Consider the following 2,510-nt stretch of genomic DNA (forward strand, 5'->3'; position numbering starts at 1 on the left):
GTGTGGCGGTGTTCCTTGCGGCCGGCGTGGCCGCCGGCTGGCACCTGGGCCGGGCGCGCGAGATGAAGCGCGTGTCGCAGCGCGTGTCGATCGTGCTGGGGCAGGTGGAGCGCCGGCACAAGAAGGAGCTGGGCCGCTTCCAGGCCGGCTTCGCGAAGCAGGCCCGCGAGCTGAAGGAGGCGCGCGCGAAGCAGCACCTGCGCGAAGCGGCCCACAACCTGGCGCAGGCGCAGGCGCAGGCGCAGGCCCAGGCGCAAGCGCAGGGCCGCTCGTCGGCTCCCAAACAGAAGCAGGCGCCTTCCGAGCACGGCTTCGCAGCCACGCAGCCGATGCAGCACGTCAACCACTGAGCCCCGCGCGCGTCCATGCACAACCCCTACATCGCCCTGCAGTTCCCGACCGTGCCGGCACCGATCGCGCCGCAGCCGTCGCGCAGGACCCTGACGCAGCGGCTCAGCGAGGACGCCGGCTTCCTGCACGACTACCTGCGCGACGGCCTGAACCTGATCGAGCCGTTCAAGACCACCGAGCACTACGCCGGCTTCCTGACGGTGCAGTACCACATGCTGGGCGACGTGCGGCGGCTCTATGCCGATGAAGAGGTCTGGCAGGTCATCCCCGACCCCGGCCTGGCCGATGCGGAGCGCGCGAGCCGCATGGAAGCCGACCTGCACGACCTGGAGGCCTGGCCGCCCCACCCGCGCTCGGCGCCGGCATCGGCGACGCACGGCCTCGGGCTGATGGAGGCGCTCGGCTGGGTGCATGCGAGCGAAGGCCTGATGCTGAGCCTGGACMTGATGGCGCAGGCGCAGAACCTCGGCGAGCACCTCGGCCTGAGCGAGGTGCACGGCGGGCGGCACCTGCTCGCACCGCTGGGCTGCCGCACGCGCGCGTGGCGCAGCCTCGCGCAGGTGCTCGACTCGGCGCGCGTCTCCGAGGAGCAGGGCAGTGCCTTCGTCGCCGGCGCGAGCATCGCGTACCACCGGTTCGACGAGCTGCTGTCGCTGGCGCTGCGGCCACGCACCGACACCGAGCCGGCGACGATGAGCTGATCGCGGGTCGTCGGGCCTCGGTTTTCTTCAATCGAGCAATAGTTTCATATTTCTCGTATAGTAGGTTCATGGAACAAGATGCCGTCATCCGAGCCCTCGCTGCGCTCGCCCACCCACTGCGGCTCGAGGTCTTCCGGGCACTCGTGGTCGCCGGCCCGAGCGGCCTGACGCCCGGCGTGATGAGCGAAGGTCTCGGGACCGTCCCGACGACGCTGTCCTTCCACCTCAAGGAACTGATGAGCGCGGGACTGGTGACGCAGGAGCGCGTCAGCCGGCACCTCGTCTATCGGGCCGCGTACGACCAGATGAACGGCGTCATCGGTTTCCTCACGGAGAACTGCTGCGCAGGCGAGTCCTGCGCGGTGCCACCCGAGTCCGCCCGGTGCGGATGTTGATCCACCCCCAGGAGCCCGCAATGAAGCGATTTCACGTCCATGCCCATGTGCAAGACCTGCAGGCGAGCATCGCCTTCTATTCGAAGATGTTCTCCGCGGAGCCGACCCGTGTCGAGAGCGACTACGCCAAGTGGATGATCGAGGATCCTCGCATCAACTTCGCGATCTCGACGCGGGGCAGTGCACCCGGTGTCGACCACCTCGGCATCCAGGCGGACACCGAGGAAGAACTCGCGGCGCTGAAGTCGAGTGCAGAGGCGGCCGGCATGACGCTGCTCGATGTCGGCGAGACGAGCTGCTGCTATGCGCGCAGCGACAAGTACTGGGTGACCGACCCGCAAGGCATCGCGTGGGAGCAGTTCCGGACGCTGGGCAGCATTCCGGTGTTCAGCGAGAAACCGCGGGTCGAGGCGTCCAAAGCGTCCGAGGCAGCCGCATGCTGCGCGAGCGCCGCTCCGCGTGGAAAGCCGGTGGGCATTCCCGTCACCGCTGCGCCTTCGGCGTGCTGCTGATTTGGCTGCCCGCGAGATGAGAAGCCTGCCCCGGCGCGCGCTGGTCGAGTTCATCGGGACCGGCCTGCTGCTGACCGTCGTGATCGGCTCCGGCGTCATGGCGGAGCGACTGGCCGGTGGCAATGCCGCGCTGGCCTTGCTCGCCAACGCGCTGGCGACCGTCGGCGGCCTGTACGTGCTGATCGTGGTGTTCGCTCCGGCAAGCGGCGCGCACTTCAATCCCTCGGTGTCGCTGGCGATGGCCGCCCTCGGGCGGTTGCCCCGGCGCGACCTCATCGCCTACAGCTGCGCGCAGCTGCTGGGTGCGATTGCCGGGGCCTGGCTCGCTCACGCGATGTTCGACCTGCCGCTGCTGCAGGTGTCGGCCAAGGTGCGGAGCGGGCCTGGTCAATGGCTCGCGGAAGGCGTCGCGACGGCCGGGCTTCTGATGGTCATTCTGCGAACGCCGCCGTCTCGCGTGGCCGCCGCCGTCGCCGCCTACCTCGGCGCGGCGTACTGGTTCACCGCGTCGACATCGTTCGCCAACCCGGCAGCTGTCGTGGGGCGCATGC

The 2,510-nt window shown here is 69.4% G+C and carries 4 protein-coding genes and 1 pseudogene; all 5 read left to right on the forward strand.

Annotated features, from left to right (window positions below):
• Positions 1-350 (forward strand): annotated as a pseudogene (locus AC1D01_RS29750) (hypothetical protein); the annotation flags it as partial.
• A 15-nt stretch (positions 351-365) separates the two neighbouring features.
• On the forward strand, positions 366-1,052 hold the full coding sequence (locus tag AC1D01_RS29755) for a biliverdin-producing heme oxygenase (protein ID WP_477872846.1): 687 nt from the start codon (positions 366-368) through the stop codon (positions 1,050-1,052).
• A 68-nt stretch (positions 1,053-1,120) separates the two neighbouring features.
• Positions 1,121-1,447, forward strand: a complete 327-nt coding sequence (locus tag AC1D01_RS29760; protein ID WP_477872848.1) for an ArsR/SmtB family transcription factor — start codon at positions 1,121-1,123, stop codon at positions 1,445-1,447.
• Between the two features lie 20 nt (positions 1,448-1,467).
• On the forward strand, positions 1,468-1,959 hold the full coding sequence (locus tag AC1D01_RS29765) for an ArsI/CadI family heavy metal resistance metalloenzyme (protein ID WP_477872850.1): 492 nt from the start codon (positions 1,468-1,470) through the stop codon (positions 1,957-1,959).
• A 16-nt stretch (positions 1,960-1,975) separates the two neighbouring features.
• On the forward strand, positions 1,976-2,510 hold a 535-nt coding region (locus AC1D01_RS29770), incomplete at its 3' end, for an aquaporin (protein ID WP_477872852.1).

Source organism: Rhizobacter sp. P3_B12 (assembly GCF_056402895.1).